General features: G+C 67.8%; 39 protein-coding genes. 38 read left to right on the forward strand and 1 reads right to left on the reverse strand.

The annotated features are described in order from the left end of the window. The first annotated feature begins 83 nt into the window (after window positions 1–83). From rpsL to OAW74_RS00860, 38 genes are all read left to right on the forward strand, one after another. Entirely contained in the window at window positions 84–452 is a 369-nt protein-coding gene (gene rpsL, locus OAW74_RS00675; RefSeq protein WP_018187369.1) for a 30S ribosomal protein S12, read from the forward strand. 5 nt (window positions 453–457) lie between these two features. Further along, entirely contained in the window at window positions 458–928 is a 471-nt protein-coding gene (gene rpsG / locus OAW74_RS00680; RefSeq protein ID WP_262872410.1) for a 30S ribosomal protein S7, read from the forward strand. Between the two features lie 83 nt (window positions 929–1011). Next, on the forward strand, window positions 1012–3126 hold the full coding sequence (gene fusA / locus OAW74_RS00685; RefSeq protein ID WP_262872411.1) for an elongation factor G: 2115 nt from the start codon (window positions 1012–1014) through the stop codon (window positions 3124–3126). A 140-nt stretch (window positions 3127–3266) separates the two neighbouring features. Then, on the forward strand, window positions 3267–4460 hold the full coding sequence (tuf, locus tag OAW74_RS00690) for an elongation factor Tu (protein WP_262872412.1): 1194 nt from the start codon (window positions 3267–3269) through the stop codon (window positions 4458–4460). Between the two features lie 976 nt (window positions 4461–5436). After that, a complete protein-coding gene (rpsJ, locus tag OAW74_RS00695) occupies window positions 5437–5745 on the forward strand; it encodes a 30S ribosomal protein S10 (RefSeq protein ID WP_013584016.1) in 309 nt (102 codons plus the stop codon). A gap of 8 nt (window positions 5746–5753) precedes the next feature. Continuing rightward, window positions 5754–6413, forward strand: coding sequence for a 50S ribosomal protein L3 (gene rplC, locus OAW74_RS00700; RefSeq protein WP_262872413.1), 660 nt, complete (start codon window positions 5754–5756; stop codon window positions 6411–6413). A gap of 5 nt (window positions 6414–6418) precedes the next feature. Continuing rightward, complete coding sequence (gene rplD / locus OAW74_RS00705; protein WP_262872414.1) at window positions 6419–7081, forward strand: 50S ribosomal protein L4; 663 nt, start codon at window positions 6419–6421, stop codon at window positions 7079–7081. After that, the gene (gene rplW, locus OAW74_RS00710; protein ID WP_056117679.1) at window positions 7078–7377 is read left to right on the forward strand and encodes a 50S ribosomal protein L23; all 300 of its coding nucleotides are present in this window, start codon (window positions 7078–7080) and stop codon (window positions 7375–7377) included. The genes rplD and rplW overlap by 4 nt, the downstream gene beginning before the upstream one ends. A gap of 24 nt (window positions 7378–7401) precedes the next feature. After that, a complete protein-coding gene (gene rplB / locus OAW74_RS00715) occupies window positions 7402–8241 on the forward strand; it encodes a 50S ribosomal protein L2 (RefSeq protein ID WP_262872415.1) in 840 nt (279 codons plus the stop codon). A gap of 12 nt (window positions 8242–8253) precedes the next feature. Then, window positions 8254–8535 (forward strand): 30S ribosomal protein S19, encoded by a 282-nt coding sequence (gene rpsS, locus OAW74_RS00720; RefSeq protein WP_018171448.1) that lies wholly within the window; start codon window positions 8254–8256, stop codon window positions 8533–8535. A gap of 25 nt (window positions 8536–8560) precedes the next feature. Beyond that, complete coding sequence (gene rplV / locus OAW74_RS00725) at window positions 8561–8956, forward strand: 50S ribosomal protein L22 (protein ID WP_262872416.1); 396 nt, start codon at window positions 8561–8563, stop codon at window positions 8954–8956. Further along, the gene (rpsC, locus tag OAW74_RS00730) at window positions 8956–9714 is read left to right on the forward strand and encodes a 30S ribosomal protein S3 (RefSeq protein WP_262872417.1); all 759 of its coding nucleotides are present in this window, start codon (window positions 8956–8958) and stop codon (window positions 9712–9714) included. The genes rplV and rpsC overlap by 1 nt, the downstream gene beginning before the upstream one ends. Continuing rightward, the gene (rplP, locus tag OAW74_RS00735; protein ID WP_018171451.1) at window positions 9714–10133 is read left to right on the forward strand and encodes a 50S ribosomal protein L16; all 420 of its coding nucleotides are present in this window, start codon (window positions 9714–9716) and stop codon (window positions 10131–10133) included. The genes rpsC and rplP overlap by 1 nt, the downstream gene beginning before the upstream one ends. Further along, a complete protein-coding gene (rpmC, locus tag OAW74_RS00740) occupies window positions 10133–10444 on the forward strand; it encodes a 50S ribosomal protein L29 (RefSeq protein WP_316250200.1) in 312 nt (103 codons plus the stop codon). Before rplP ends, rpmC begins: the two co-directional genes overlap by 1 nt. Next, entirely contained in the window at window positions 10444–10776 is a 333-nt protein-coding gene (gene rpsQ, locus OAW74_RS00745; protein WP_262872418.1) for a 30S ribosomal protein S17, read from the forward strand. The genes rpmC and rpsQ overlap by 1 nt, the downstream gene beginning before the upstream one ends. Next, window positions 10773–11141, forward strand: coding sequence for a 50S ribosomal protein L14 (rplN, locus tag OAW74_RS00750; RefSeq protein ID WP_262872419.1), 369 nt, complete (start codon window positions 10773–10775; stop codon window positions 11139–11141). Before rpsQ ends, rplN begins: the two co-directional genes overlap by 4 nt. A 2-nt stretch (window positions 11142–11143) precedes the next feature. Beyond that, complete coding sequence (rplX, locus tag OAW74_RS00755; RefSeq protein WP_262872420.1) at window positions 11144–11503, forward strand: 50S ribosomal protein L24; 360 nt, start codon at window positions 11144–11146, stop codon at window positions 11501–11503. Window positions 11504–11505: 2 nt separating this feature from the next. Further along, complete coding sequence (gene rplE, locus OAW74_RS00760; RefSeq protein ID WP_262872421.1) at window positions 11506–12096, forward strand: 50S ribosomal protein L5; 591 nt, start codon at window positions 11506–11508, stop codon at window positions 12094–12096. Window positions 12097–12204: 108 nt separating this feature from the next. After that, entirely contained in the window at window positions 12205–12603 is a 399-nt protein-coding gene (gene rpsH / locus OAW74_RS00765) for a 30S ribosomal protein S8 (RefSeq protein ID WP_262872422.1), read from the forward strand. 6 nt (window positions 12604–12609) lie between these two features. Then, window positions 12610–13146, forward strand: coding sequence for a 50S ribosomal protein L6 (gene rplF / locus OAW74_RS00770; RefSeq protein WP_262872423.1), 537 nt, complete (start codon window positions 12610–12612; stop codon window positions 13144–13146). Between the two features lie 2 nt (window positions 13147–13148). Beyond that, entirely contained in the window at window positions 13149–13508 is a 360-nt protein-coding gene (gene rplR, locus OAW74_RS00775; RefSeq protein WP_262872424.1) for a 50S ribosomal protein L18, read from the forward strand. Next, on the forward strand, window positions 13505–14200 hold the full coding sequence (gene rpsE / locus OAW74_RS00780; protein WP_378733025.1) for a 30S ribosomal protein S5: 696 nt from the start codon (window positions 13505–13507) through the stop codon (window positions 14198–14200). Before rplR ends, rpsE begins: the two co-directional genes overlap by 4 nt. After that, window positions 14200–14385 (forward strand): 50S ribosomal protein L30, encoded by a 186-nt coding sequence (gene rpmD / locus OAW74_RS00785; RefSeq protein WP_018171461.1) that lies wholly within the window; start codon window positions 14200–14202, stop codon window positions 14383–14385. The genes rpsE and rpmD overlap by 1 nt, the downstream gene beginning before the upstream one ends. Beyond that, window positions 14385–15005, forward strand: coding sequence for a 50S ribosomal protein L15 (gene rplO, locus OAW74_RS00790; RefSeq protein ID WP_262872426.1), 621 nt, complete (start codon window positions 14385–14387; stop codon window positions 15003–15005). The genes rpmD and rplO overlap by 1 nt, the downstream gene beginning before the upstream one ends. A gap of 100 nt (window positions 15006–15105) precedes the next feature. Next, window positions 15106–16428: a preprotein translocase subunit SecY gene (gene secY, locus OAW74_RS00795; protein ID WP_262872427.1), complete on the forward strand. Its 1323-nt coding sequence runs from the start codon at window positions 15106–15108 to the stop codon at window positions 16426–16428. Then, window positions 16428–17024, forward strand: coding sequence for an adenylate kinase (locus tag OAW74_RS00800; protein WP_262872428.1), 597 nt, complete (start codon window positions 16428–16430; stop codon window positions 17022–17024). The genes secY and OAW74_RS00800 overlap by 1 nt, the downstream gene beginning before the upstream one ends. Before the next feature lie 3 nt (window positions 17025–17027). Then, complete coding sequence (gene map, locus OAW74_RS00805; protein WP_262872429.1) at window positions 17028–17867, forward strand: type I methionyl aminopeptidase; 840 nt, start codon at window positions 17028–17030, stop codon at window positions 17865–17867. An 8-nt stretch (window positions 17868–17875) separates the two neighbouring features. Then, complete coding sequence (locus tag OAW74_RS00810) at window positions 17876–18556, forward strand: DsbA family protein (protein WP_262872430.1); 681 nt, start codon at window positions 17876–17878, stop codon at window positions 18554–18556. 52 nt (window positions 18557–18608) lie between these two features. After that, complete coding sequence (locus OAW74_RS00815) at window positions 18609–19562, forward strand: DUF5979 domain-containing protein (RefSeq protein WP_262872431.1); 954 nt, start codon at window positions 18609–18611, stop codon at window positions 19560–19562. 139 nt (window positions 19563–19701) lie between these two features. Beyond that, on the forward strand, window positions 19702–19923 hold the full coding sequence (infA, locus tag OAW74_RS00820; RefSeq protein ID WP_013583992.1) for a translation initiation factor IF-1: 222 nt from the start codon (window positions 19702–19704) through the stop codon (window positions 19921–19923). Between the two features lie 74 nt (window positions 19924–19997). Then, window positions 19998–20114 carry a 50S ribosomal protein L36 gene (gene rpmJ / locus OAW74_RS00825; RefSeq protein WP_005050492.1) on the forward strand — a complete coding sequence of 39 codons (117 nt, stop codon included), beginning with the start codon at window positions 19998–20000 and terminating at the stop codon, window positions 20112–20114. Between the two features lie 239 nt (window positions 20115–20353). After that, window positions 20354–20728 (forward strand): 30S ribosomal protein S13, encoded by a 375-nt coding sequence (rpsM, locus tag OAW74_RS00830; RefSeq protein WP_262872432.1) that lies wholly within the window; start codon window positions 20354–20356, stop codon window positions 20726–20728. 30 nt (window positions 20729–20758) lie between these two features. After that, entirely contained in the window at window positions 20759–21157 is a 399-nt protein-coding gene (gene rpsK, locus OAW74_RS00835) for a 30S ribosomal protein S11 (protein WP_056117708.1), read from the forward strand. A 118-nt stretch (window positions 21158–21275) separates the two neighbouring features. Further along, the gene (locus tag OAW74_RS00840) at window positions 21276–22265 is read left to right on the forward strand and encodes a DNA-directed RNA polymerase subunit alpha (protein ID WP_262872433.1); all 990 of its coding nucleotides are present in this window, start codon (window positions 21276–21278) and stop codon (window positions 22263–22265) included. 27 nt (window positions 22266–22292) lie between these two features. Then, entirely contained in the window at window positions 22293–22877 is a 585-nt protein-coding gene (rplQ, locus tag OAW74_RS00845) for a 50S ribosomal protein L17 (protein WP_262872434.1), read from the forward strand. A gap of 82 nt (window positions 22878–22959) precedes the next feature. Beyond that, a complete protein-coding gene (locus OAW74_RS00850) occupies window positions 22960–23991 on the forward strand; it encodes a GNAT family N-acetyltransferase (protein ID WP_262872435.1) in 1032 nt (343 codons plus the stop codon). A gap of 218 nt (window positions 23992–24209) precedes the next feature. Continuing rightward, window positions 24210–25070, forward strand: a complete 861-nt coding sequence (truA, locus tag OAW74_RS00855; RefSeq protein ID WP_262872436.1) for a tRNA pseudouridine(38-40) synthase TruA — start codon at window positions 24210–24212, stop codon at window positions 25068–25070. A gap of 90 nt (window positions 25071–25160) precedes the next feature. Then, a complete protein-coding gene (locus tag OAW74_RS00860) occupies window positions 25161–25868 on the forward strand; it encodes an endonuclease/exonuclease/phosphatase family protein (protein ID WP_262872437.1) in 708 nt (235 codons plus the stop codon). Between the two features lie 296 nt (window positions 25869–26164). On the opposite strand, the gene OAW74_RS00865 is transcribed toward OAW74_RS00860, so the two are convergent. Beyond that, window positions 26165–26710: a hypothetical protein gene (locus tag OAW74_RS00865; RefSeq protein ID WP_262872438.1), complete on the reverse strand. Its 546-nt coding sequence runs from the start codon at window positions 26708–26710 to the stop codon at window positions 26165–26167. Window positions 26711–26759 lie beyond the last annotated feature (49 nt).

Raw genomic sequence — 26759 nt, forward strand, 5'->3', positions numbered from 1 at the left:
CACGAAAGCACGGCACAGCCGCGCCGGTGGATCTGTGGTGAAACCACGAACGCTGTCACCGTGCAGCACTACAAGGAGAGAACGTGCCAACCATTCAGCAGTTGGTTCGCAAGGGTCGCTCGCCCAAGGTCACCAAGACCAAGGCGCCCGCCCTGAAGGCGAACCCGCAGCAGGCGGGTGTCTGCACCCGCGTGTACACGACCACGCCCAAGAAGCCGAACTCGGCGATGCGCAAGGTCGCCCGTGTCAAGCTCCGCAACGGCACCGAGGTCACCGCCTACATCCCCGGCGAGGGTCACAACCTGCAGGAGCACTCGCTCGTGCTGGTGCGCGGCGGCCGTGTGAAGGACCTTCCCGGTGTGCGCTACAAGATCGTCCGCGGTGCCCTGGACACCCAGGCCGTCAAGAACCGTAAGCAGGCTCGCAGCCGCTACGGCGCGAAGAAGGGTTGAGTTAGATGCCTCGTAAGGGACCCGCCCCCAAGCGCCCGGTCGTCAACGACCCGGTCTACGGCGCACCGATCGTCAGCCAGCTGGTCAACAAGATCCTCGTCGACGGCAAGAAGTCGCTCGCCGAGTCGATCGTGTACGGCGCCCTCCAGGGCGTCGAGTCCAAGAACGGCCAGGATGCCGTCGCCACCCTCAAGAAGGCGCTCGACAACGTGCGCCCCACCCTCGAGGTCAAGAGCCGTCGCGTCGGCGGCTCGACCTACCAGGTGCCCGTCGAGGTCAAGCCGCACCGCGCGAACACCCTCGCGCTGCGCTGGCTCGTCAGCTACGCGAAGGGTCGTCGTGAGAAGACGATGACCGAGCGTCTGCAGAACGAGATCCTCGACGCCTCGAACGGCCTCGGTGCCGCGGTCAAGCGCCGCGAAGACACCCACAAGATGGCCGAGTCGAACCGCGCCTTCGCGCACTACCGCTGGTAATCAGCGCTCCGGTCGCCGGCCGGGGGCGAACCTCCCGGCCGGCACCCCGCGACATCCCTCTCCATACGTAAGGAAGACACCCCGTGGCACAAGAAGTGCTCACCGACCTCAAGAAGGTCCGCAACATCGGCATCATGGCGCACATCGATGCCGGCAAGACGACGACGACCGAGCGCATCCTGTTCTACACGGGCGTCAACCACAAGATCGGCGAGACCCACGACGGCGCTGCGACCACCGACTGGATGGAGCAGGAGCAGGAGCGTGGCATCACCATCACCTCCGCCGCCGTGACCTGCTTCTGGGACAAGCACCAGATCAACATCATCGACACGCCCGGCCACGTCGACTTCACCGTCGAGGTCGAGCGCTCCCTGCGCGTCCTCGACGGCGCGGTCGCCGTCTTCGACGGCAAGGAGGGCGTCGAGCCCCAGTCCGAGACCGTGTGGCGTCAGGCCGACAAGTACGACGTCCCCCGCATCTGCTTCGTCAACAAGATGGACAAGCTGGGCGCCGACTTCTACTTCACGGTCGACACGATCGTCAACCGCCTCAAGGCCAAGCCCCTCGTGCTGCAGCTGCCGATCGGCGCCGAGAGCGACTTCGTCGGGGTCATCGACCTCGTCGAGATGCGCGCGCTCGTGTGGCCCGGCGACGCCAAGGGCGACGTGACCATGGGCGCCAAGTACGAGATCCAGGAGATCCCGGCAGACCTGGCCGACCGCGCGGCGGAGTACCGCGAGAAGCTCCTCGAGACGGTCGCCGAGACCGACGAGGCGCTGCTCGAGAAGTACTTCGGCGGCGAGGAGCTCACGGTCGCCGAGATCAAGGGCGCGATCCGCAAGCTCACCGTCGGCGGCGAGATCTACCCCGTGCTCTGCGGCTCGGCGTTCAAGAACCGCGGTGTGCAGCCGATGCTGGACGCCGTCGTCGACTACCTCCCCTCGCCCCTGGACGTGCCGGCCATCGAGGCCCACGACCCCAAGGACGAAGAGATCGTCATCGAGCGCCACCCCGACGCCAACGACCCGTTCGCGGCCCTCGCGTTCAAGGTCGCCGTGCACCCGTTCTTCGGTCGCCTGACCTACATCCGCGTCTACTCGGGTCACCTCGACTCGGGCGCGCAGGTCATCAACTCGACCAAGGGCAAGAAGGAGCGCATCGGAAAGATCTTCCAGATGCACGCCAACAAGGAGAACCCGGTCGACTCGGTCACCGCGGGCAACATCTACGCCGTCATCGGCCTGAAGGACACCACCACCGGTGACACCCTGGCCGACCCGGCCGCGCCCGTCGTCCTCGAGTCGATGACGTTCCCCGAGCCCGTCATCGAGGTCGCCATCGAGCCGAAGACGAAGGCCGACCAGGAGAAGCTGGGTCTTGCGATCCAGAAGCTCGCCGAAGAGGACCCTACCTTCCGCACCGAGCTCAACCCCGAGACCGGCCAGACGGTCATCAAGGGCATGGGCGAGCTGCACCTGGACATCCTCGTCGACCGCATGAAGCGCGAGTTCCGCGTCGAGGCGAACGTCGGCAAGCCCCAGGTGGCCTACCGCGAGACGATCAAGAAGTCCGTCGAGCGTCACGACTACACGCACAAGAAGCAGACCGGTGGCTCCGGTCAGTTCGCGAAGATCCAGTTCGCGCTCGAGCCCCTCGAGGTCACGGCCGACAAGTCGTACGAGTTCGAGAACAAGGTCACCGGTGGCCGCATCCCGCGCGAGTACATCGAGCCGACCAACCAGGGCTTCCAGGACGCCATGACCGTGGGCGTGCTCGCGGGCTACCCCATGGTGGGCGTCAAGGCGATCCTGCTCGACGGTGCATCGCACGACGTCGACTCCTCGGAGATGGCGTTCAAGATCGCCGGCTCGATGGGCTTCAAGGAGGCCGTCCGCAAGGCGAACCCGGTGCTCCTCGAGCCGCTCATGGCCGTCGAGGTGCGTACGCCCGAGGAGTACATGGGCGACGTCATCGGCGACCTGAACTCGCGTCGTGGCCAGATCCAGTCGATGGAGGACGCCGCCGGCGTCAAGGTCGTGCGTGCCCTCGTGCCGCTGTCCGAGATGTTCGGCTACATCGGCGACCTGCGCTCGAAGACCTCGGGCCGTGCGGTCTACTCGATGGAGTTCGACTCGTACTCCGAGGTTCCCCGCAACGTCGCAGACGAGATCGTCCAGAAGAACAAGGGCGAGTAAGCCTTTCTCTCGGGATGCCGGTGCTGCCGGCATCCCGAGAAAAACACAACTTCATACACCTAAACTAGAAACATCCCCGTAGAGAGCCGGTCGCAAACCAGTGCCCGGAGCTTCTACACGAACGTCCTGAGGAGGACCCAGTGGCCAAGGCCAAGTTCGAGCGCACCAAGCCGCACGTGAACATCGGAACGATCGGACACGTCGACCACGGCAAGACCACGCTCACCGCAGCGATCTCGAAGGTGCTCGCCGACAAGTACCCGTCGGCCACCAACGTGCAGCGCGACTTCGCGTCGATCGACTCCGCTCCCGAGGAGCGCCAGCGCGGCATCACGATCAACATCTCGCACGTCGAGTACGAGACCCCCAAGCGTCACTACGCGCACGTGGACGCCCCCGGTCACGCCGACTACATCAAGAACATGATCACCGGTGCCGCTCAGATGGACGGCGCGATCCTCGTGGTCGCCGCCACCGACGGCCCGATGGCCCAGACGCGCGAGCACGTGCTGCTGGCCAAGCAGGTCGGCGTGCCCTACCTGCTGGTGGCGCTCAACAAGAGCGACATGGTCGACGACGAGGAGATCCTGGAGCTCGTCGAGCTCGAGGTGCGCGAGCTGCTCTCGTCGCAGGACTTCGACGGTGACAACGCCCCCGTCGTGCGCGTCTCGGGCCTGAAGGCTCTCGAGGGCGACGCCGAGTGGGTCGAGAAGATCGTCGAGCTCATGGACGCCGTCGACGAGTCGATCCCCGACCCGGTGCGTGACAAGGACAAGCCCTTCCTCATGCCCATCGAGGACGTCTTCACGATCACCGGTCGTGGCACCGTCGTCACGGGCCGCGCCGAGCGTGGCACGCTGGCCATCAACTCCGAGGTCGAGATCGTGGGTCTGCGCCCGACGCAGAAGACGACCGTCACCGGTATCGAGATGTTCCACAAGCAGCTCGACGAGGCGTGGGCCGGCGAGAACTGTGGTCTGCTCCTTCGTGGCACCAAGCGTGACGACGTCGAGCGCGGCCAGGTCGTCGTCAAGCCCGGCTCCGTGACCCCGCACACCAACTTCGAGGGCACGGCGTACATCCTGTCCAAGGAGGAGGGCGGCCGTCACAACCCGTTCTTCACGAACTACCGCCCGCAGTTCTACTTCCGCACCACCGACGTCACCGGCGTCATCACGCTGCCCGAGGGCACCGAGATGGTCATGCCCGGCGACACCACCGACATGACGGTCGAGCTGATCCAGCCCATCGCCATGGAAGAGGGCCTCGGCTACGCGATCCGTGAGGGTGGCCGCACCGTCGGCGCCGGCACGGTCACGAAGATCCTCAAGTAAGTCACTCGCTGACTGCTCGGAAAGCCCCCCGGAACCTGGTTCCGGGGGGCTTTTCGCATCTGTGCGCATGTGATGCTTGACCGCGCGGGCTCCGCTGTCATAGGTTGCACATGAGCAATACCCGAAAGCGGAGCCTGGGGAGGCAGCAGTACCGCGCAGGGCGTTGTCTTGGGGGAGCCCAGGGGGGACCCTTCAGTCGAATACGACGAGGGATGGCACAGGTGCAGTCTGGTTCGGAAATGCACGGTCTGCGACGCATGGGGGTGCGTCGCCCGCAGCGCGGAGCCCAGCGGCTCGACAGCCGCATCGGCACGCGCGCGATGACACTGCCGCTCTCGTCCCGTTCGACGATCGCCCGTGGGCGCGACGGCCGGAGTCTCCGTCGTCGCGCCCACGGCGCCACCGACCGTCGCGGTGCGCACGCGCCGCGAACGTCGGTGGACCGCTAGCCGCGGCGAGGGACGAGAGGCCCCAAGCTCTCGTCCCCTACCGCCGGCGGGGGGAGCAGGCGGCCGGCGCCGCACCCCGCCCGGTCCTCCTCCACAAGCACCGTGCGCACACCTCTCCAGCGCAGGCGATGTGGGGGAGGACCCTCGCCTGTGCGGATGCTGTGCGCGACACGCCCGAGTTTGCGACACGCCCGGGCTGCACGTAGACTAGTGAGGTTCCACATTCCGTGGCCCTTCTGCGCGCGAGCGCGTCGGGCAGCGGATCACTGCCAGGGCAGTGCATAGGCGGCGCTCACGCGCGAGGACCTAGGCCGCGGGCAGCAGAACGACAACGTCCAACACCTTCCACCCCGGTGGTCGTGCGCGCGTGCGCGCGGTGGTGCTGGAGCCGGATGCCGCGAGGCGCCGGTTTGACACGAGAACAGTGGTGCAGCATCCCTCGCGAAGGCGGGGAGAGAAGTGCCAGGCGCGCAAGCGCCCAATGCGTCCAATGCCCGAGAGGTACGACGCGGAAAAGAGAGTGAGCAATGGCGGGACAGAAGATCCGCATTCGCCTGAAGTCGTACGACCACGCCGGTCTCGACTCGTCGGCGCGCAAGATCGTCGACACGGTGACCCGTGCCGGCGCGACCGTGGTGGGCCCCGTGCCCCTCCCGACCGAGAAGAACGTGGTCTGCGTCATCCGGTCGCCCCACAAGTACAAGGACAGCCGCGAGCACTTCGAGATGCGCACCCACAAGCGCCTCATCGACATCATCGACCCGACGCCCAAGGCCGTCGACTCGCTGATGCGTCTCGACCTCCCGGCCGATGTCAACATCGAGATCAAGCTCTGAGGCTCGCCATGACTGACATCAACTCCAAGGTTTCCAAGGGTCTGCTGGGCACCAAGCTCGGCATGACCCAGGTCTGGAACGAGAACGGCAAGCTCGTTCCCGTCACCGTCATCGAGATCGCTCCGAACGTTGTCACCCAGGTGCGCACGCCGGAGAAGGACGGCTACAACGCCGTGCAGATCGGCTATGGCCAGATCGACCCCCGCAAGGTGAACCAGCCCCTCACGGCCCACTTCGAGGCCGCGGGCGTCACCCCCCGCCGTCACCTCACCGAGGTGCGCACCGCGGATGCTGCTGACTACTCACTCGGTCAGGAGCTCACCGTCGACGCCACCTTCGAGGCCGGCCAGCTGGTCGACGTCGTCGGCACCAGCAAGGGCAAGGGCACCGCGGGTGTCATGAAGCGCCACAACTTCAAGGGCGTCTCCGCTTCGCACGGTGCGCACCGCAACCACCGCAAGCCCGGCTCGATCGGCGCCTCGTCGACCCCGAGCCGCGTGTTCAAGGGCATGCGCATGGCCGGTCGCATGGGTGGCGAGCGCGTCACCGTCCTCAACCTCACGGTGCACGCCGTCGACGCCGAGAAGGGTCTGCTGCTCGTCAAGGGCGCCGTCCCCGGTGCGCGCGGCCGCATCGTCTACGTCCGCAACGCAGTGAAGGGTGCCTGATCCCAATGGCTGACCAGACTCTCGCGCTCGACGTCCACGGTGTGGGCGGCAAGAAGGCCGGCTCGGTCGACCTGCCCGCCGCGCTGTTCGACGTCAAGACCAACATCCCCCTGATCCACCAGGTCGTCGTCGCGCAGCTCGCGGCGGCTCGCCAGGGCACCCACTCGACCAAGCGTCGCGGTGAGGTCTCGGGCGCCGGCCGCAAGCCCTTCAAGCAGAAGGGCACGGGTAACGCCCGTCAGGGCTCGATCCGCGCGCCGCACATGACCGGCGGTGGCATCGTCCACGGCCCGAAGCCGCGCGACTACTCGCAGCGCACCCCCAAGAAGATGATCGCCGCCGCCCTCCTGGGCGCGCTCAGCGACCGCGCTCGGGGCGACCGCCTGCACGTCGTCGACAGCTTCGGCATCGAGGGCGCTCCGTCGACCAAGGCCGCAGCATCCGTGCTGAACGACCTGAACGCGACCAAGAACGTCCTGGTGGTCATCGACCGCGACGACGAGCTCACCGTCAAGAGCGTGCGCAACCTCGCGTACGTGCACGTGCTGCCCTTCGGCCAGCTCAACGCCTACGACGTGCTCGTCTCGGACGACATCGTCTTCACCAAGGCCGCCTTCGACGCGTTCGTCGCTGCGAAGACCGCCACCACCGAGGAGGTCTCGGCATGACCGCCGTCAACAAGGACCCGCGCGACATCATCCTGAAGCCGGTCGTCTCCGAGAAGAGCTACGGCCTGATCGACGAGGGCAAGTACACCTTCCTCGTCGACCCCCGCGCCACCAAGACCGAGATCAAGCTCGCCATCGAGAAGATCTTCGGCGTCAAGGTCGCAGCGGTCAACACGATCAACCGCGTCGGCAAGGCCCGTCGCACCCGCTTCGGCACCGGCAAGCGCAAGGACACCAAGCGCGCCATCGTGACCCTGAAGTCGGGCACCATCGACATCTTCACGGCAGTCGGCTGACGGTCGGGATAGAGGACAAGAACTATGGCTATTCGCAAGTACAAGCCCACGACCCCCGGTCGTCGCGGTTCGTCGGTGGCCGACTTCGCCGAGATCACCCGATCGACGCCCGAGAAGTCGCTGCTTCGCCCCCTGGCGAAGACCGGCGGTCGCAACAACCAGGGCCGCATCACGACCCGCCACATCGGCGGTGGCCACAAGCGCCAGTACCGCGTCATCGACTTCCGTCGCAATGACAAGGACGGCGTGAACGCCAAGGTCGCCCACATCGAGTACGACCCCAACCGCACCGCGCGCATCGCGCTGCTGCACTACTTCGACGGCGAGAAGCGCTACATCCTCGCGCCGAACAAGCTGGCTCAGGGCGACATCGTCGAGTCGGGCGCATCGGCCGACATCAAGCCGGGCAACAACCTGCCGCTGAAGAACATCCCCACCGGTACCGTGATCCACGCGATCGAGCTCCGCCCCGGCGGCGGCGCGAAGCTGGCACGCTCGGCGGGCACCTCGGTGCGCCTCGTCGCCAAGGACGGCCCCTACGCGCAGCTGCGTCTGCCCTCGGGCGAGATCCGCAACGTCGATGCGCGCTGCCGCGCGACCATCGGCGAGGTCGGCAACGCCGAGCAGTCGAACATCAACTGGGGCAAGGCCGGCCGCAAGCGCTGGAAGGGCGTGCGCCCGACCGTCCGCGGTGTCGCGATGAACCCCGTCGACCACCCGCACGGTGGTGGTGAGGGCAAGACGTCCGGTGGTCGTCACCCCGTCACTCCTTGGGGCCAGGCCGAGGGTCGCACCCGGCACGCCAACAAGGAAAGCGACAAGTACATCGTCCGTCGTCGCAACGCCGGCAAGAAGCGCAAGTAGGAGTAGAGGAAGATGCCTCGCAGCCTTAAGAAGGGCCCCTTCGTCGACGAGCACCTGCTCCGCAAGGTCGTCGTCCAGAACGAAGCCGGCACCAAGAACGTCATCAAGACCTGGTCGCGCCGTTCGATGATCATCCCGGCCATGCTGGGTCACACCATCGCCGTGCACGACGGTCGCAAGCACATCCCCGTGTTCGTGACCGAGACCATGGTCGGCCACAAGTTGGGCGAGTTCGCGCCCACCCGCACCTTCCGCGGCCACGTGAAGGACGACAAGAAGGGCCGTCGCCGCTGAGGCGGCGACGCAAGAGGAGAGAGAAATGGTGGAGTCCATCGCCCGCGTGCGACACATCCGCGTGACCCCTCAGAAGGCTCGTCGTGTCGTTGCGCTCATCAAGGGCAAGCAGGCCGAAGAGGCGCTCGCGATCCTGAAGTTCGCGCAGCAGTCGGCCAGCGAGCCGATCTACAAGCTCGTCCACTCGGCGATCGCGAACGCTCGCGTCACCGCCGACAAGGACGGCGAGTACCTCGACGAGGCCGACCTGTACGTGAAGAACGCGTACGTCGACGAGGGCACGACGCTCAAGCGTTTCCAGCCCCGTGCACAGGGTCGCGCCTTCCAGATCAAGAAGCGCACGAGCCACATCACGGTCGTGCTGTCGACCCCGGAGGCAGCCGAGGCCGCCCCCGTCAAGACCAAGAAGGCGAGCAAGTAATGGGACAGAAGGTCAACCCGTACGGCTTCCGCCTCGGCATCACCACGGACCACGTGTCGCGTTGGTTCTCGGACTCGACCAAGCCCGGGCAGCGCTACGCCGACTACGTCGCCGAGGACATCAAGATCCGCAAGCTTCTGCAGACGCAGCTCGACCGCGCCGGCGTGAGCAACATCGAGATCGAGCGCACGCGTGACCGCGTCCGCGTCGACATCCACACCGCCCGTCCCGGCATCGTGATCGGCCGCCGCGGCGCCGAGGCCGAGCGCATCCGCGCCGACCTCGAGAAGCTCACCGGCAAGCAGATCCAGCTGAACATCCTCGAGGTCAAGAACCCCGAGGCCGACGCTCAGCTGGTCGCGCAGGGCATCGCCGAGCAGCTGTCTGCTCGTGTGGCGTTCCGTCGCGCGATGCGCAAGGGTCTGCAGGGCGCGCAGCGCGCCGGCGCCAAGGGCGTCCGCATCCAGGTCTCCGGCCGCCTCGGCGGCGCCGAGATGAGCCGTTCGGAGTTCTACCGCGAGGGTCGTGTGCCGCTGCACACGCTGCGCGCGAACATCGACTACGGCTTCTACGAGGCCAAGACCACCTTCGGCCGCATCGGCGTGAAGGTCTGGATCTACAAGGGCGACCTGACCAACAAGGAGCTCGCCCGCGAGCAGGCGAACGCGCCGAAGGCACCCCGCGGTCGTGACGACCGTGGCGACCGTCGTCGTGGCCCCCGCAACGAGGCGCCCGTCGCAGAAGGAGCATCGGCATAATGCTTATCCCCCGTAAGGTCAAGTACCGCAAGCAGCACCACCCCGGCCGTTCGGGCCAGGCGACCGGCGGCACGAAGGTCTCCTTCGGCGAGTTCGGCATCCAGGCGCTGACCCCGGCCTACGTGACGAACCGTCAGATCGAGTCCGCTCGTATCGCGATGACCCGTCACATCAAGCGCGGCGGAAAGGTGTGGATCAACATCTACCCCGACCGTCCGCTCACCAAGAAGCCGGCCGAGACCCGCATGGGTTCGGGTAAGGGCTCGCCCGAGTGGTGGGTCGCAAACGTCAAGCCGGGTCGCGTCCTCTTCGAGGTCGCCGGCGTCAACGAGGAACTCGCTCGTGAGGCCCTGACCCGTGCCATCCACAAGCTGCCCCTGAAGGCACGCATCATCAAGCGCGAGGAGGGCGACGCGTAATGGCTGTCGGCACCAAGACGCTCGCTCCGAGCGAGCTCGATACGTTCGAAGACCAGCGCCTCGTCGAGGAGCTGCGCAAGGCCAAGGAAGAGCTGTTCAACCTGCGCTTCCAGTCGGCCACCGGCCAGCTCGAGAGCCACGGCCGCATCCGTGCGGTCAAGCGCGACATCGCGCGGCTCTACACCGTGATCCGTGAGCGCGAGCTCGGCATCCGTGCCACGCCCGCCGCTGTCGAGGTCCCGGCGAAGGCGAAGAAGACCAAGGCCAAGAAGGCGGATGCCGCCGAGGCCGTGAAGGAAGAGGCCGAGTGATGGCTGAGACCAAGAGGAAGGCCGAGGCCGTCGAGGCCGAGGGCCACGAGCACGCCGAGCACGACGTGCGCGACGCCGAGGCCCGCGGTTACCGCAAGGCCCGCCGTGGCTACGTCGTCAGCGACAAGATGGACAAGACCATCGTCGTCGAGGTCGAAGACCGCGTGAAGCACCCGCTCTACGGCAAGGTCATCCGTCGCACCTCGAAGGTGAAGGCCCACGATGAGGCCAACACCGCCGGCATCGGCGACCTCGTCCTCATCAACGAGACCCGTCCGCTCAGCGCCACAAAGCGCTGGCGCCTGGTCGAGATCCTGGAGAAGGCAAAGTGATCCAGACCGAGTCTCGCCTCAAGGTCGCCGACAACACCGGCGCCAAGGAGCTGCTCACGATCCGTGTGCTCGGCGGTTCCAACCGTCGCTACGCGGGCCTGGGCGATGTCATCGTCGCGACCGTCAAGGACGCGATCCCCGGTGGCAACGTCAAGAAGGGTGACGTCGTCAAGGCCGTCATCGTGCGCACCGTCAAGCAGACCCGTCGTCCCGACGGCTCGTACATCAAGTTCGACGAGAACGCCGCCGTGATCCTGAAGAACGACGGGGAGCCCCGCGGCACCCGCATCTTCGGCCCGGTCGGCCGTGAGCTTCGCGACAAGAAGTTCATGAAGATCGTCTCGCTCGCCCCGGAGGTCATCTGATCATGGCGAAGATCAAGAAGGGCGACCTGGTTCAGGTCATCTCGGGCGCCAAGCCCGAGCGCGGCGGCGACCGCGGCAAGCAGGGCAAGGTCCTCGAGATCCTTGTCGAGCAGAACCGCGTCATCGTCGAGGGCGTGAACTACGTCACCAAGCACAACCGCGTGGGCCAGTCCCAGCGCGGCACCAAGACGGGCGGCATCGAAACGATGGAAGCCCCGATCCACATCTCGAACGTCGCACTCGTCGACCCCTCGACCAAGAAGCCGACCCGTGTCGGCCACCGCGTCGAGGAGCAGACCAAGGACGGCGTCAAGCGCACCGTCCGTGTGCGCTACGCGAAGAAGAGCGGCAAGGACCTCTGAACATGAGCACCACCACTGCCGCGGCGGCTGGCAAGATCCAGCCCCGCCTGAAGCAGAAGTACAACGGCGAGATCAAGTCGGCACTGCAGGAGCAGTTCGGCTACGAGAACGTCATGCAGATCCCTGGCCTGGTCAAGGTCGTCGTCAACACCGGTGTCGGTGAGGCGGCTCGTGACAGCAAGGTGATCGACGGCGCGGTGGAAGACCTCGTCAAGATCACCGGTCAGAAGCCGGTCGTCACGAAGGCCCGCAAGTCCATCGCGCAGTTCAAGCTGCGCGAGGGTCAGGCCATCGGCGCGCACGTCACGCTGCGTGGCGACCGCGCGTGGGAGTTCGTCGACCGCCTCGTCAACCTGGCGCTGCCGCGCATCCGCGACTTCCGCGGTCTGTCGGCCAACCAGTTCGACGGTCACGGCAACTACACCTTCGGCCTCCAGGAGCAGTCGGTGTTCCACGAGATCGACCAGGACAAGATCGACCGCGTGCGCGGCTTCGACATCACCGTGGTGACGTCGGCGAAGACGGACGACGAGGGTCGCGCCCTGCTGCGCGCGCTCGGCTTCCCGTTCCGCACCGAGGACGCCCAGCAGTAACACCAACCACGCTCGGTCCTCCGGCACACCGGAGGGCCGAGCATCCATGGAAGGTCGTCAGTCGTGTAACGGCTGCCGATACCTCATGACAGAAAGAGAAGAACACCCATGACGATGACAGACCCGGTCGCAGACATGCTGACCCGTCTGCGCAACGCGAACTCGGCCCACCACGACTCCGTGTCGCTGCCGAGCTCCAAGCTCAAGACGCATATCGCCGACATCCTCAAGCAGGAGGGCTACATCGCCGAGTGGGTCGTCTCCGACGCCCGCGTCGGTCAGACGCTCACCCTGACGCTGAAGTACGGCCCCAACCGCGAGCGTTCGATCGCGGGCATCAAGCGCGTGTCGAAGCCCGGCCTGCGCGTCTACGCGAAGTCGACCGAGCTGCCCAAGGTCCTCGGTGGCCTCGGCGTCGCGATCCTGTCCACCTCCTCCGGTCTTCTCACCGACCGTCAGGCCGAGCAGAAGGGCGTGGGTGGGGAAGTCCTCGCCTACGTGTGGTGATCTGACATGTCGCGAATCGGACGTCTTCCCATCGACATCCCCGCCGACGTGACCATCGAGGTCGCCGGCCAGAACGTCGCCGTCAAGGGCCCGAAGGGCGAGCTCACCCTCGCCGTCGCCAGCCCCATCGAGGTCAAGGTCGAAGAGGGCCAGGTGCTGGTCACCCGCCCCGACGACGAGCGCGAGTCGCGTTCGCTGCACGGCCTGACCCGCACGCTCATCAACAACAACATCATCGGTGTCACCCAGGGGTACACCAAGGGCCTCGAGGTCGTCGGCACGGGTTACCGCGTCGCGCAGAAGGGCAGCTCGATCGAGTTCGCCCTCGGCTTCTCGCACCCGGTGCTGGTCGACCCGCCCGCCGGGATCACCTTCACGGTCGAGGGCAACAACAAGGTCACCGTGAGCGGCATCGACAAGCAGGCCGTCGGCGAGGCGGCTGCGAACATCCGCAAGATCCGTAAGCCCGAGCCGTACAAGGGCAAGGGTGTGCGTTACGCCGGCGAGGTCGTGCGTCGCAAGGCCGGAAAGGCTGGTAAGTAACCATGGCTGTGAAGTCGAAGTCCGACGCCCGCGCGCGTCGTCACGCCCGCCTTCGCAAGAAGGTCGTCGGCACCGAGGTGCGTCCGCGCCTTGTCGTGACCCGTTCGGCACGTCACGTGTTCGTCCAGGTCGTCGACGACAGCAAGGGCCACACCGTGGCATCCGCCTCGACGCTCGAGAACGACCTGCGTGCGTTCGACGGTGACAAGACCGCCAAGGCCCGCAAGGTCGGCGAGCTCGTCGCCGAGCGTGCGAAGGCCGCCGGGGTCTCCGAGGTCGTGTTCGACCGCGGCGGCAACCGCTACGCGGGACGGGTCGCGGCGATCGCCGACGGCGCTCGTGAGGGAGGCCTGAACCTGTGAGTGAAATCAAGGAGAACGAAGTGACCACCGAGCAGACTGCTCCCGAGGGTCAGACCGCCGCCGAGGCGCCCGCCGAGCGTGAGCGCGAGCCGCGCCGCGGTGGCCGCGAGCGCAACCCCAACCGCGACCGCAACTCGCGCGACCGTTCGGAGAGCCAGTTCCTCGAGCGCGTCGTGACGATCAACCGCGTGTCGAAGGTCGTCAAGGGCGGCCGCCGCTTCAGCTTCACCGCGCTCGTCGTCGTCGGCGACGGCAACGGTGTCGTGGGCGTCGGCTACGGCAAGGCCCGCGAGGTGCCGCTGGCGATCTCGAAGGGTGTCGAAGAGGCCAAGCGCAACTTCTTCCGCGTGCCGCGCGTCGGCTCCACCATCCCGCACCCCGTGCAGGGTGAGGCCGCGGCCGGTGTCGTGCTGCTTCGTCCGGCCGCCGCCGGTACCGGTGTCATCGCCGGTGGTCCGGTGCGTGCCGTGCTCGAGTGCGCCGGCATCCACGACGTGCTGTCGAAGTCGCTCGGCTCGTCGAACACCATCAACATCGTCCACGCGACGGTGGAGGCCCTGAAGCAGCTCGAGGAGCCCCGTGCGGTCGCCGCGCGCCGCGGTCTCGAGTTCGACCAGGTCGCCCCCGCCCGTCTCGTTCGCGCCGAGGCCGCTGCGGCCGAGGCTGCGCGTCAGCAGAAGGTAGGTGCCTGATGGCCGCCCGTCTGAAGGTGACCCAGGTCAAGTCCAAGGTGAGTGAGAAGCAGAACCAGCGCGACACGCTGCGTTCGCTGGGCCTGAAGCGGATCGGCGACTCGGTCGTGCGCCCCGACGACGCCCAGACGCGCGGCTACGTGCGTACCGTCGCCCACCTCGTGAAGGTTGAGGAGATCGACTGATGGCCGAGAAGGCTGAGAAGGCGACCGAAGAGGTCGTCGAGAAGAAGACGGCTGCCAAGAAGGCTCCGGCGAAGGCTCCGGCCAAGGCCGCTGCCAAGCCGGCTGCTGAGAAGAAGCCCGCTGCCGAGAAGAAGCCGGCCGCGAAGAAGGCCGCCCCGAAGAAGGATGCCGAGGCCTCGCGCCCCGGTGTGCTCAAGGTGCACCACCTTCGCCCGGTTCCCGGTTCCAACACCGCCAAGACCCGCGTGGGTCGCGGTGAGGGCTCCAAGGGCAAGACCGCTGGCCGTGGCACCAAGGGCACCAAGGCCCGCTACCAGGTCAAGGTCGGCTTCGAGGGCGGCCAGATGCCGCTGCACATGCGCACCCCGAAGCTGCGCGGGTTCAAGAACCCGTTCCGCGTCGAGTACCAGGTCGTGAACCTGGACAAGCTCGCCGAGCTCTACCCCTCGGGCGGCGCCGTCACCGTGAGCGACCTGGTCGCCAAGGGTGCCGTGCGCAAGAACGAGAAGGTCAAGGTTCTCGGAGGCGGCGACATCGCGGTCAAGCTCGACGTTTCGGTGGACAAGGTCTCCGGCTCGGCTGAGCAGAAGATCGTCGCCGCAGGCGGTTCCGTCAAGTAAAGGCGTCAGTGGGGGCCGGAGCATCGCTCCGGCCCCCACTGGGCTACCCTGGAGGTCGGCACGCCCTCGCGCTGCCGGCATCCCCTCTGGAGGCATCCTCTTGTTCAGCGCAATCGCGCGGGTCTTCCGTACACCCGATCTGCGACGGAAGATCGCATTCACCCTCGGCATCATCGCCATCTATCGCTTCGGCGCGCACATCCCCGCCCCGTTCGTGGACTTCCCGAACGTGCAGTCGTGTCTGCGCCAGAGCTCAGGCACCGAGGGTCTGCTCTCGCTCGTCAACCTCTTCTCCGGCGGTGCCCTGCTGCAGCTGTCGATCTTCGCCCTCGGCGTCATGCCGTACATCACGGCGACGATCATCGTGCAGCTGCTGCGCGTGGTGATCCCGCACTTCGAGACCCTCTACAAGGAGGGTCAGGCGGGCCAGGCGCGACTGACGCAGTACACCCGCTACCTGACGATCGCGCTGGCACTGCTGCAGTCGACGACGCTGGTCACGGTCGCCCGCAGCGGAGCCCTCTTCGGCACCACCGGCATCGCCGAGTGCGAGGAGCTGCTCACCAACAGCGTGTGGTGGGCGCAGCTGCTCATGATCATCACGATGACCGCCGGCACCGGGCTGATCATGTGGTTCGCCGAGCTCGTCACCGAGCGCGGCATCGGCAACGGCATGTCGCTGCTGATCTTCACCTCGATCGCCGCCTCCTTCCCCTCGTCGATGTGGGCGATCTGGCAGGCCAAGGGCTTCGAGATCTTCCTGCTGGTGCTCGCGGTCGGCATCGTCGTGATGGCGCTGGTCGTCTTCGTCGAGCAGTCGCAGCGGCGCGTGCCCGTGCAGTACGCCAAGCGCATGGTCGGCCGCCGCACCTACGGCGGCACCAACACCTACATCCCGATCAAGGTCAACATGGCCGGCGTCGTGCCGGTGATCTTCGCTTCGTCGCTGCTGTACATCCCCGTGCTGATCGCGCAGTTCAACCAGCCGCAGGCGGGCGAAGAGGCCGCCGGCTGGGTCGCGTGGATCGCGCAGTACTTCACCACAGGCGACAGCCCGCTGTACATGCTGGTGTACTTCCTGCTCATCGTCGGGTTCACCTACTTCTACGTCGCGATCACCTTCAACCCCGTCGAGGTCGCCGACAACATGAAGAAGTACGGCGGGTTCATCCCCGGCATCCGTGCCGGCCGGCCCACCGCCGAGTACCTCGACTACGTGCTGACGCGCATCACCCTGCCTGGCTCGCTGTACCTCGGTCTGATCGCCCTGCTGCCGCTCATCGCCCTGGCCACGGTCGGTGCCAACCAGAACTTCCCGTTCGGCGGCGCTTCGATCCTGATCATCGTCGGCGTCGGCCTCGAGACGGTCAAGCAGATCGACGCGCAGCTGCAGCAGCGCCACTACGAAGGGCTTCTCCGCTGATGACCGCACGTCTTCTCATCGTCGGCCCGCAGGGCTCGGGCAAGGGCACGCAGGGCGTGCGCATCGCCGAGGTGGGCGGCATCCCCGCCATCTCGACGGGCGACATGTTCCGCGCCGCGATCTCGGGCGGCACCGAGCTCGGCGAGAAGGTCAAGGCGATCATCGAGGCGGGCGACCTGGTGCCCGACGAGGTCACCAGCGAGGTCGTGCGCGACCGCCTGTCGCAGGATGACGCCGCGGGCGGGTTCCTGCTCGACGGCTACCCCCGCAACCTCGGGCAGGTCGCCGACCTCGACGCGTTCCTCAGTGGCCGCGGCGAGCAGCTCGACGCCGTCATCGAGCTGTCGGTGCCTCGGGCCGAGTCGATCAACCGGCTCACCCGCCGCGCCTTCGAGCAGGGCCGCACCGACGACACCGAAGACGTCATCGAGAACCGCCTCGCGATCTACGAGCGCGAGACCGCGCCGATCCTCGACGTCTACCGCGCGCGCGGCATCGTCGACGAGATCGACGGCGTCGGCTCGCTCGACGAGATCACCGAGCGCATCGTCGCCGCCCTCACGGCACGCGGGCTGCTGCGCACCCCCGCGGTCTAGCCCGTGCTGCGGCGCTCGCTCTACAAGACCCCTGCCCAGCTGCGGGCGATGGTCGAGCCCGGTCTGATCACCGCCGCCGCCCTCGATGAGGTGCGGGCTCTGGTGGCGCCAGGGGTGACGACTCTCGAGCTCGACGCGGCAGCATCCGCTCTCATCCGTGGTCGAGGGGCGCTGTCGAACTTCCAGATGGTGCGCGGGTACCGGCACACCGTCTGCGCGTCGGTGAACGAGCAGGTCGTGCACGGCATCCCGTCGGATCGGATGCTGGAGCCCGGCGACATCGTCTCGATCGACGCCGGCGCGGAGTACCGCGGCTGGAACGGCGACTCGGCGATCACCGTCGTGGTGCCCGATCCGTCGCGACCCGAGCTCGTCGCCGAGCGCGAACGGCTGTCGGAGGTCACCCGAGGATCCATGTGGGCGGGCATCGCCTCGCTCGCCTCGGCGCGCACCCTCAACGAGGTGGGCGCGGCGATCCAGGGCTACATCGAGGCGAACGAGCCCGAGGGTGCGCCCTACGGCATCCTGCGCGAGTACGTCGGCCACGGCATCGGGCGAAAGATGCACGAGTCGCCCTCCGTGTTCAACTACCGGGTCGCAGACCCCGGGCCGGCGATCCGTCCGGGGCTCGCGCTCGCGATCGAGCCGATGGTCGTGATCGGCTCGGACGAGACTTTCGTCGAAGACGACGGCTGGACCGTTTCGACGGTCGACGGCACCGCCGGCTCCCACTGGGAGCACAGCGTGGCCGTGCATGATGATGGAATCTGGGTGCTGACCGCGAAAGACGGCGGCGCCGAGGGGCTCGCGCCGTTCGGCGTGACACCCCGGCCGATGGTGTGAGGACGAAAATGGCAACGGCTGCGCGCAAGACGAACTGGTTCGCGATCTGGATCAGCCTCGCGGTGGTGGTGGTGCTCGTGCTGGTCGCGGGCCTGGTGATCTGGATGAACAACCAGTCGTCCGCGCCCGGAGAGGTCCCCGACAGCGCGGGCATCAACCAGGAGACCGGCGCGATCGCCGTCGGCGACGGGTCGAACGTGCTCGACACCTACATCGACTTCATGTGCCCGATCTGCGGTCAGTTCGAGGAGCTCTACGGCGAGACGATCGAGGGCCTCGTCAACGACGGCTCGATCACCCTCAACATCCACCCGATCTCGATCCTCGACCGCGCCTCGATGGGCACCGAGTTCTCCACGCGCTCCGCCAATGCCGCGTACTGCGTGGCCGAGGCGCAGCCCGAGTCGTCGCTGGCGTTCCTGCAGGCCATGTTCGCCAACCAGCCTGAGGAGTCGACCGAGGGCCTGACCGATGCGCAGATCCTCGACATCGCCGCCCAGGCCGGGGTCACCGGCATCGACGACTGCGTCGCCGACCAGACCTACGCCGACTTCGTCGCCACGATGACCGACCAGACCCCGGTGCAGCCAGGTGCCTCCGGAATCGGCACCCCGACCGTGCTGCTGAACGACGAGTTCGTCACGCTCACGGGCGACCCCCAGGCCGACCTGGTCGACGCGCTGCAGTAGTCGCTCCGGCGGGCCCCGCGTCGCGGGGCCCGGCCACGGCTATCATGACGCCATGAGCCGACGCCCGGTGCTCACAGGGCTTCTCGTGGCCGCGGGCTGCGCCGTGATCGCGCTCTGCCCCGCGGGCGCGGCGGCCGCGGTGGCATCTGCGACTCCCACCCCGACCGCGACCGCGACCCTCACTCCGACTCCGACTCCGACTCCGACTCCGACGCCGACCCGGACGCCGACTCCGACTCCGACACCGGCGCCCGCGGCGCGCGCGGCGGCCGTCGCCTCCTTCACCGTCGAGAAGGATCTCGTCGACGCCGGCTCTGGCTTCGACGGCACGTTCACGGTCTTGTGGTCCTGCGATTCCGGGGAGGCCGGCACCCTGCACCTCGCCGCCGGTGAGGTCTCCGCGCCGATCGCCGTGCCGGTGGGCGCCGAGTGCGGCGTGCAGGAGAGCCTCCCGTTGCCGCCGGCCGGCTGGGACTGGGCGGAGCCGCTGATCTCGGGCATGCCCGCGTCGGGGATCATCCCGCCGTCCGCGGTCGACGACCCGCTGCCGATCGTCGTCCACAACCACGCGCTGCAGGTGCTCGGCTACCTCGTCATCCGGCCCGTCGTCACAGACCCCGACGGGGTGTCGTTCACCGACCGCTTCTCGGGCACGTGGACCTGCACCTACCGCGGCGAGGTGAGCACGGGTGCGTGGGCGGCGAGTACGACGACGACGCACGTCGAGCGGATCCCCGAGACATCGGTGTGCAGTGTCACCGAGGACGCGCCCGCCGATCCGCCGGGGGGCACGTGGGCGGATGCCGTCGTCTCGGACGCCGTCATGATCGGCGACGACGACAATCCCGTCGTCGTCACCGTGACCAACACGCTCCGGGCGCGGGCGACGCTCGCCGGAACCGGCGGCGGGATGCCGTGGGGCATCGCCACGGCGGGGCTCGCCGCGGCGGGCGCCGGCATTCTGGCGGCCACGGCACGCAGACGGGACGGACGCGCGGGCGGCTGACTCCGATCGGTGGTTTGCCGGGTGCCTGCCTATCACGTATGATTGATCTTTGGTGCCTTGCGCCCTTGTCGGCGTGTCGACGCACCGAGCAATCCATCCACCGCAGACCGATCGGGTCTGCAGAAGTGTTAGCGAGTCTATGGCGAAAAAAGACGGTGTCATCGAAATCGAAGGCACGGTGTCCGAGGCGCTGCCCAACGCGATGTTCCGCGTCGAGCTGACCAACGGCCACAAGGTGCTCGCCACGATCTCGGGCAAGATGCGGCAGAACTACATCCGCATCATCCCCGAAGACCGTGTCGTCGTGGAGCTGAGCCCCTACGACCTCACGCGTGGCCGCATCGTCTACCGCTACCGCTAACCCCTCGAGTCCGATCGAGAAGTAACGCCCCGCGCTCGCGCGCGCCCGGCGAGGACAGCGAACAGGAAAGAAACATGAAGGTCAACCCCTCCGTCAAGCCCATCTGCGACCACTGCAAGGTCATCCGTCGCCACGGTCGCGTCATGGTCATCTGCAAGTCGAACCCTCGACACAAGCAGCGCCAGGGTTGAGACGGGACGGATCAATGCGGCGCAGCCGCGTTGATGCGTCATCGTCTCAAGGTTGAGCGAGGGCCGAAGGCCCGAGTCGAAACCCACGACACAGCGCACTTCGGATGCTGCGGCATCCGCATCCGCATAACTGAACACACCACAACTGCAGCGTCAGAACCCCGCGAGGGGGGACACCCCGGGTCGGAGGCCCGGGCACCGATTCTGCTCCACACCTCCGATTCACTCCAGGAGACCGCATGGCACGTCTTGCCGGCGTCGACATCCCGCGCGACAAGCGCGTGGTGATCGCACTCACCTACATCTACGGCGTTGGCCGTACCCGCTCGAACGAGATCCTCACCGCGACGGAGATCGACGAGAACATCCGCGTCAAGGACCTCACCGACGACCAGCTCGTCGCCCTGCGCGACTACATCGAGGCCAACTACAAGGTGGAGGGTGACCTGCGCCGCGAGGTGGCCGCCGATATCCGCCGCAAGGTCGAGATCGGCTCGTACGAGGGCCTGCGCCACCGCCGCGGCCTGCCGGTGCGCGGTCAGCGCACGAAGACCAACGCCCGTACCCGCAAGGGCCCGAAGCGCACCGTCGCCGGCAAGAAGAAGGCGCGCTAAGGCGCCGCCAGGGTTTAGGAGAACATACTCATGGCACAGGCCAAGACCGCCGCGCGCAAGCCGCGCCGCAAGGAGAAGAAGAACATCGCGCTGGGCCAGGCCCACATCAAGTCGACGTTCAACAACACCATCGTCTCGATCACCGACCCCTCGGGCGCCGTCATCAGCTGGGCGTCGTCGGGTGGCGTGGGCTTCAAGGGCTCGCGCAAGTCGACTCCCTACGCTGCAGGCATGGCGGCCGAGTCCGCCGCCCGCCAGGCGCAGGAGCACGGCGTCAAGAAGGTCGACGTCTTCGTGAAGGGTCCGGGTTCGGGCCGCGAGACCGCGATCCGCTCGCTCCAGGCCGCCGGCCTCGAGGTGGGTTCGATCCAGGACGTCACCCCGCAGGCGCACAACGGCTGCCGCCCGCCGAAGCGTCGCCGGGTCTGATTTTCGGATGCAGGGGCCCCGCCGTCGGCGGCGGCCCCCGCATCCGCGTCTTCGACAACTCAACATCACACCCACCGCACGTGTCATATAGCGGGCACGTGATCGAAAGGAACACATAGTGCTCATTGCACAGCGTCCCACTCTGACCGAGGAGAAGGTCGGGGAGTTCCGCAGCCGCTTCGTCATCGAGCCGCTGGAACCCGGCTTCGGTTACACGATCGGCAACGCGCTGCGTCGCAGCCTGCTCTCGTCGATCCCCGGGGCTGCCGTCACCAGCATCCGCATCGACGGAGTGCTGCACGAGTTCAGCACCATCCCGGGCGTGAAGGAGGATGTCACCGAGATCATCCTCAACATCAAGCAGCTCGTCGTCTCGAGCGAGCGCGACGAGCCCATCACGGCGTACCTGCGCAAGACCGGCGCCGGTGAGGTCACCGCCGCCGACATCTCGGCTCCCGCCGGTGTCGAGGTGCACAACCCCGAGCTGGTCATCGCGACGCTCAACGACACGGCCAAGTTCGAGCTCGAGCTCACGATCGAGCGTGGCCGCGGCTACGTCTCGGCCACCCAGAACCGCAACGAGTACGCCGAGGCCGGGGTCATCCCGATCGACTCGATCTACTCGCCGGTGCTCAAGGTGAGCTACCGCGTCGAGGCCACCCGTGCCGGTGAGCGCACCGACTTCGACAAGCTCGTGCTGGACGTCGAGACCAAGCCCGCGATCGACCCCCGCGACGCCGTCGCCTCGGCCGGCCGCACCCTGACCGAGCTGTTCGGTCTGGCGCGCGAGCTCAACGTCGAGGCCGAGGGCATCGAGATCGGCCCGGCGCCGGTGGAGACCGTGCTCTCCAACGAGCTGTCGATGCCGATCGAGGACCTCGATCTGTCGGTGCGTTCGTACAACTGCCTCAAGCGCGAGGGCATCAACACGGTGTCGGAGCTCGTCGCCCTCTCGGAGACGCAGCTCATGAACATCCGCAACTTCGGCCAGAAGTCGGTCGACGAGGTGCGCGACAAGCTCATCTCGCTCGGCCTGTCGCTGAAGGACTCGGTCCCCGGGTTCGACGGCGCGCACTTCTACGGCGGATACGACGACGAGACCGTCTGACCCTTTTTCACACTGGAGTAACTGAGAATGCCCAAGCCCACGAAGGGTCCCCGCCTCGGAGGCGGCCCCGCACACGAGCGTCTGCTGCTTGCGAACCTCGCCGCAGCGCTGTTCACCCACCGCTCGATCAAGACGACCGAGACCAAGGCCAAGCGCCTGCGTCCGCTCGCCGAGCGCCTGATCACCTTCGCCAAGCGCGGCGACCTGCACGCCCGTCGCCGGGTGCTGTCGGTCATCGGTGACAAGGAAGTCGTGCACGTCCTGTTCACCGAGATCGCGCCGCTGGTCGCCGAGCGTGAGGGCGGCTACACCCGCATCACGAAGATCGGCAACCGCAAGGGCGACAACGCCCCCATGGCCCAGATCGAGCTCGTGCTCGAGCCGGTCGCCAAGAAGGCGTCGGCCAAGAAGACCGCGGCGAAGAAGGATGCTGCTGCTCCTGCCGCCGAGGCCGCCCAGGCCGACGAGAGCGCTGTCGAGGAGGCTCCCGTCGAGGAGGCCGCCGAGGCCGGCGCCGAGTCGCCCGAGGAGGGCGCCGCTGCCGAGGCTGCGGCCGAAGAGGCCGTCGAGGCTCCAGAAGAGGCTGCGGCCTCCGAGGAGAAGTCCGCGTAAGTCGGACACCTTGCACCAGCGAGGCCCGCACCCTTCGGGGTGCGGGCCTCGCGGCGTTGCAGGGCGGGCGTAGGGTGGCGGGGTGAGCAGCGACAGCATCCCCACGCTCGCCGAGCGCCTGGGGCCGACCCCCGACGCCGTGCCGCGCGCGCACCCCGATGTGGCGCAGTGGCGCGCGGCGACGATGGCCGACGTCGACGCGATCCACACGGTGTTCGCCGCGGCGGCGCCGGTCGATCACCCGACCTACACGAGTCCCCGAGAAGAGATCGAAGAGACCCTCGAGCTCAGCCACGTCGACATCGCCCGCGACACGATGATCGCGTTCGGCCATGACGGCGCGGCGCTGGCGGCCGGGGTCGTGCTCAACCACCCCGACCGCACGACCACCGTCAAGGCCTACCTGATGGGCGCCGTGCACCCCGCGCACCGGCGCCGAGGCATCGGCTCGGCGCTCATCGGGTGGCAGTATGCGCGGGCGCGTCAGCAGCTGGCCTCCAGCGGCGTGAGCCTCCCCGGCGAGGTCGACGTCTACGCCGACGAGGGCAACGACGGGCTCGTGCACCTGGCGGAGCGCCTGGGCCTTCTCACGGAGCGCTGGTTCAGCTCGATGGTGCGCGACAGCGCGACCGCGGTGCCCGAGACGACGGATGCCGAGGGCATCGCGATCGTGCCGTTCACCGCCGAGCGGGCCGAGGCCGTGCGCGCCGCCCGCAACGACGCGTTCCGCGACCATTGGGGGAGCCTGCCGACCGACCCCGAGCGGTGGGCGCAGTTCGTGGGCGGCCCGTTCTTCCGCCCCGACCTGTCGCGCCTCGCGCTCGACGGGGATCGGGTGGTCGCCTTCTGCCTCTCGTCGGTCAACGAAGACGACTGGGCCACGCTCGGCGCCTCGAACGCGTACATCGATCTCATCGGGGTCGTCCGCGACCACCGCGGCCGCGGCCTCGCGCCGCGCGTCATCGCGGCGGGGCTGCGGGCGATCGCCGCCGCGGGGCTCGAGAAGGCCGTTCTCGACGTCGACACGGCCAGCCCCACCGGGGCGAACGCGCTCTACGAGGGCCTCGGGTTCGTGGCCACCGAGCGCAGTCGCGCGCTCGTGCGGCACCTGTAGCGACAGCATCCGCCGCCGCGAATATTCACGGCGGCGTGCCCCGTGTCGGCGCCGATGCGGGCCGTAATGTGGTGTCAACGGAAGACGCCGAAGGGCCACAGCCCCCGGATCTTCCCGCAGATGTGACGAGCCCGCATGGCAGGCCACCGGAGTCCGGTGCCGATGCGGGCTCGTTCTGCGTGCGTCGACGGGTGGCGGCGATCGCTACGCTGGAAGCCGTGCGCCTTCGCCTCGACCTCGCCTACGACGGCACGAACTTCCGCGGGTGGGCTCGGCAGCCGCAGCTGCGCACCGTGCAGGGCACGCTCGAGGGGGCCCTCGCCCGCGTGCTGGGCGGCGACCCGCGGGTGGTCGTGGCCGGCCGCACCGACGCCGGCGTGCACGCCAGAGGCCAGGTGGCGCACCTCGACCTCGACGAGGCGCAGCAGCAGCGGCTGCAGCTGCGTTCGGGGCGATACGGCGACACGCGCGACCCCATCGAGGCGCTCGCCCGTCGGCTGACGGGTGCCCTCGGCGCCTACTCCGACCTGGCGGTGATCCGCTCGAGCATCGCCCCCGAGGGGTTCGATGCGCGGTTCTCCGCCGTGTGGCGCCGCTATGAATACCGCCTCGCCGACCGCGCGGCCGGCTACGACCCGCTCGAGCGTCACCGCACGACCTTCGTGCGCGCCGACCTCGATGCGCAGGCGATGGATGCCGCTGCCCGATCGCTCATCGGACTGCACGATTTCGCCGCCTACTGCAAGCCGCGGCCCGAGGCGACGACCATCCGCACGCTGCTCGAGTTCGACTGGCGCCGCGACGAGGCCGGAGTGCTGGTGGCGCACGTGAAGGCCGACGCGTTCTGCCACAGCATGGTGCGGGCGCTCGTGGGCGGCTGCGTCGCGGTGGGGGAGGACAGGCTGGCCGTCGACGATCTCGCCGAGATCCGCGATGGGCTCGAGCGCGTGCCCGAGGTCAAGGTGCTCGCCGCACGGGGGCTCACCCTCACCGAGGTCGGCTACCCCACAGACGAGCTGCTCGCGACCCGCGCAGAGCAGACGCGCGCGCGGCGCGACGGCGACGTCGACGACGACTGAACCCCGAGAGCAACCGGTGCGCTGATGGATTCGCTCAGAACCGGCGGCACGGCCTGCGCACCCCCCGCGACGCGCAATAGGGTGGGAGCGATGAAGGTCATCTCGTACAACCTGCGCAAGCATCGGGCCGCCAGCGAGCTCGCCGAGCTGGTCGAGACGCACGCCGCCGACGTGCTGTGTCTGCAGGAGTACGACACCTCCGAGATCCCGGAGCGCATCGGCGGCCTGCACCTGGCCGAGGCGACGCAGCGCAACCGCTTGGGCCTTGCGGTCTATTACCGCGAGAACCAGTTCCGCCCCGTCGAGGTGCGTTCGCTGGCGCTGAAGAAGTCGCTGCACGACCGCGTGCTCAAGCCCGCAGAGGAACGGCTGCTGGGGGTGCGGCTGCACGACATCGACGAGGGACACGACGTGATCGTCGCGTCGTTCCACGCCGCGCCGCTCACGGCGCTGAACTCGCTGCGGCGACACCAGATCCGCGCGGCCCTCGACGAGCTCGCGACCCTCGGCGAGGGACTTCCTGCGCTCATGGTGGGCGACTACAACTACCCCGTCTTCAAAGAGAAGCTCGGCGAGCGGGTGCGCGAGCACGGCTACGAGCTGACCCTCAGCGATGCCCGCACCTACACGCGCTACCGCTTCTTCCGCGGGCACTACGACTTCGCCACTTCGGTGGGCTTCTCGATCGACCGCATCAAGACGCTGCCGCAGGGGCGCAGCGATCATCTGCCGATCCTCGTGACGGCCTCGCCGACGCCGCAGGCGCAGGCGACGGATGCTGCCGCCGACGTCGCCTGAGAGGCCGCGGCGTCGAACGCCCGAGTGACGTGAGCGCGAAGCTCTGACGTCGACGGCCGGTGCCGACCGCGCCCCCTGAAAATCAGATGCGGCCGGCGCCTGCTCGTCTGCGACGATCCCCCCGTCGCATGAGTATTACACCGCGTCGGCGGCGGAAATTGCGGTATTTGCGCGGGAATTGCGTCAGAAATATCGCGCTCGATCCGCCTTGTCCGCTAGGCGCACGACATGGCGCCAGGCGAACGAAGAGGGTCCCCGAGCCGAAGCTCGGGGACCCTCTTCGTGAAGTGTCTGTGTCAGGCCGAGGTGCTCTGGCGCTGACGACGCACCGTGGCGGCGACGGCGATCGAGGCGCCGGCGAGCACGAGGGCGCCGCCGCCGACCCAGAGGCCGAGAAGCGCCGTGCTGTCGGAGCCGGTGCCGGCGAGGTCATCGGTCGTCGCGGTGCCGTCTGCGGCGACCGAGAGAACCGTGGAGCCCACGATGCCGCTGGTGGCGCCGGTGCCGGTCAGCGTGTAGTCGCCAGAAGCGTTCGACGGCAGCGTCACGGCGACCGAAGCGGCGCCGTCGGAGCCTGCGGTCTTGGTGGTCGAGGCGCTCGAGACGGCGAACTTGACGAAGGCGAGCGTGGCGCCCGCGCCGTTCTCGCCGGTCAGCGTGAAGCTCACCGTCTCGCTCGGGTCGAAGCCTGCGAACGAGAACGTCCCGCTGCCACCGGGAGCGATGGTCGCCGGGCCGGTGATGTCGCCCGACGGGATGTAGGCGTTGGCTGCGGCCGGTGCGGCGAAGATGGCCACGGCCAGCAGTGCTGCCGCGGCGGTTGCCTTGATCGTCTTCTTCATGGGTGCGTTCCGTCCGTCTGCCGTATCGGCCGCCCACGCGCGCGAGAGT

Source organism: Microbacterium fluvii (genome assembly GCF_025515205.1).
GTDB lineage: Bacteria > Actinomycetota > Actinomycetes > Actinomycetales > Microbacteriaceae > Microbacterium > Microbacterium fluvii.